The 2,791-nt window shown below is 41.5% G+C and carries 2 protein-coding genes and 1 pseudogene; 2 read left to right on the plus strand and 1 reads right to left on the minus strand.

Annotated features, from left to right (window positions below):
• Positions 1–518 (minus strand): annotated as a pseudogene (locus G1O98_RS37720) (hypothetical protein); the annotation flags it as partial.
• Positions 519–1,187: 669 nt separating this feature from the next.
• On the opposite strand from G1O98_RS37720, the gene G1O98_RS37725 reads away from it, so the two are divergent.
• Positions 1,188–1,433, plus strand: coding sequence for a helix-turn-helix transcriptional regulator (locus G1O98_RS37725; RefSeq protein ID WP_207794531.1), 246 nt, complete (start codon positions 1,188–1,190; stop codon positions 1,431–1,433).
• A 418-nt stretch (positions 1,434–1,851) separates the two neighbouring features.
• Positions 1,852–2,649, plus strand: a complete 798-nt coding sequence (locus G1O98_RS37730; RefSeq protein ID WP_163939509.1) for a hypothetical protein — start codon at positions 1,852–1,854, stop codon at positions 2,647–2,649.
• Positions 2,650–2,791: the final 142 nt, after the last annotated feature.

Genomic DNA, 2,791 nt, shown 5'->3' on the forward strand with positions numbered 1-2,791 from the left:
CTGACAAAATACTTGATGATTTCTGGTACAGCTTGAGCAAGCGTGGTACGATCTTCATCCAGCGTGATTAACTGCTCCTCTAATGTTGGGTATGAAAATAGGCGATCGCGCACAGCAATATTGGTTTGTCTAACTCCTGAAATATTTAAGCTTTTTTGCAGGTATCGGATACTATTTATAATTCTGTGCTGAAGATAAATTTCAATGCCAAAGCTTGAATAAAATTCTTCACCTATATTTTCAAAGGGTTGGCCTTGTTGCCGCACTTTAGTAAAGTTATACCAAGCTTGAGGATCAGACATAATCCGGTAAATCATTACTTTATCTTCAGCACTACCCTCTAGTCCGGCTATCGCCAGGTAAACTTGCTTGTTTAGTAATGAAGGGTAGGTGAATTTGTGACAGTTAGGGACTTTTATGTGAACACAGTCCCAAAGCAGAGAGGATAACCCTTCGGTAGTGAACAGATGAGGGTTATCTTGGAGGAGTAGTTGAAAAACTGGTACTTGATTATACACAAATTTAGTTTTGTAACAATATGATAGAGCTAGCACATTGTTTAATGCCAGCGTTTGTAGCTGTATCTAGTTAAATATACTTAAATTAATAGTTTGAAAGATACATAATTTTTGGTTGGTTTAAATCTAATTTATATCGGTTTTAGATAGCTTCAAATTCTTTATTTAGTGATAAATTTCAGGAATGCCACTACAAGGCTATTCTTGCCTAACTTTTGAAAATTTTCTAAGTTAGACGTGGCTATCCTTTGCAGAAGGACTAGTTCAGGCGATTGCTTTGGCATTGCTTGAGGGTAAGCGTTTGCTTTTATTGGCAATCGCTTTTCTGTCGAATATCAGCTAGTTAAAGGGGAAAGATATTAATTGCTATAGCAGTAGCAATAAGTTTCTGTTGGAAAAGCTAAATGCTCACTTAAGTTAGAGGATTAGCTGCAAAACTGTTTAAACATAGCTGTGTTTTTCCAGTTAGATAGGTTGAAGTAATCGCATTGCATCTGAGCAAGCGATCGCTTTCCACTTTCAAACACTTATTATTATGCTAGGAGCGATTGCTTTTGTCAAGTCGGAATAGCATAATGGAGAAAGATGAGCGAGGAAAAAATAGTGCTAGTACCTATACAGGAGGTTCCGTACATTAATTGGGACGAAACGAGAGCCAAAAAATTAAGAATGCTGTTGGTAGATGAAACTAGGCGTTCTATAGCCGAAAAGCTTGGAGAGATGGGCATTGAAGTCTCAAGACAAAATGTAGATCGGCTATTAAAAGGAGAGGCTAAGTGGATAAACACCCAGCATATTCTTGCCATCTGTGAAGGATTTTCTCTTAACTTGTCTGATTTGATTCCAGTATATGCTCTTCATGTTCCGATAAAAGCTACATTCCAACTTGACAAAAGCCAGTCGGAATTGCAATAATAGAAATTGTAAGGGAGGAAAAAGCGCCAGCCTCCCAGAAAAATAAAGCGGCACTAATTACTGAACCATGACAAGAGAACCGGAAGTACCGATTGAGGGGTAGCTGATGCACTGGCACAACCAGAGAAGGTGAGGGGTACACATTGGAAAAACGGGTTCGGTTAATAAAAATGCCAAACAGGATGACTCTTGGCTTTTAAAACTGTTAAAGCTGCCTGTCACTTGACCATTGTGTATCCTGCTTGGTAGCTCTAGCCACTGGCTTAGAGCATTAAATATGAGGCTTCGCCAATTCTAGATTGAGAGTGTTGTGCTTTCAGCACAACAAACTGACCAATAAAAATAGGACGATCGCTGCGTCGGGAAAACTTAGCGATCGCCCCTATGCCCCAACCATCTAAAGAAGAGGCAATTTATAATGATGACACAAAGTTTAGCCCCTGCGCCAACAAAAGATCCGTTGACCACACGCGATCGCCAAATCATTGCAACCATTGTGAATCAGTCGGACTATTCAAAAGAGTGCAAGCCCGAAGATGTAGTGACTATCTGGATCAACAGTGATGATATCGTGTGGGTAAAAATGACCCACGGCTATGCTCGATATCACAAAGAGCCATTCAAACGCGCTGTTGCAGAGGTTAAAGCGAGTCTTTCTACTCCAGTAGAGCGCAATCATAAGGAAGATGAGGAATTAAAACAAGCTTCTGAGAAAATTGGCTTGTTGGGTGATTGTGACTGGCTATCGTTGAGCGTCCAATACCATTCTAATAAAGTAATCGGTCACGCTGGTTGTTATATCTCTCACAAGCCTCAACTATTAACCCCACCGGCTGAATGGGACTTCACCCTGCCGAAGTGGAATATGCCTGCTGCCATTTGTCCTGATTGTGGTGGTCATGGGTGCGGTAACTGCTCCTATCGCGGTACTCGTGCAGAAGACTTGTGTACGCCAGTGGACGGCTATCGACTAACTTATGTAGGATGCACTGACCTCCAGACGGCTCACAATGTATATCTAGATGGTGAATTCTTGGGAATTGTCTTCAAGGTCAGAAACGTTGAGGAAGTCTGGGAAAACGACCCCAAGACATACTACTGGCGCTGTGGCGATGGCATGAAGTATTGGAGCGTCAGAGAGGCTGTAGAAGCACTGTCCAGGGTAACTGCTCCGATTGAACTGCCACAAGTTCGTCGGGAGTTGGTAGCGGCGTAAATAGGCTGGTGGAAGAAAATTCTCTTCCACCACTATTTTAAAATCAGTGCCATTCGCCACTCAGAATTAAAGCTTCGCTTATTTTTTGCGAAAACTAACATTAAAGAAAGGCAGCAGCTACTATGACAGCTTTTGACTTTGA

Origin of the sequence: Nostoc sp. UIC 10630 (assembly GCF_010747425.1) — a bacterium.
GTDB lineage: Bacteria > Cyanobacteriota > Cyanobacteriia > Cyanobacteriales > Nostocaceae > Nostoc.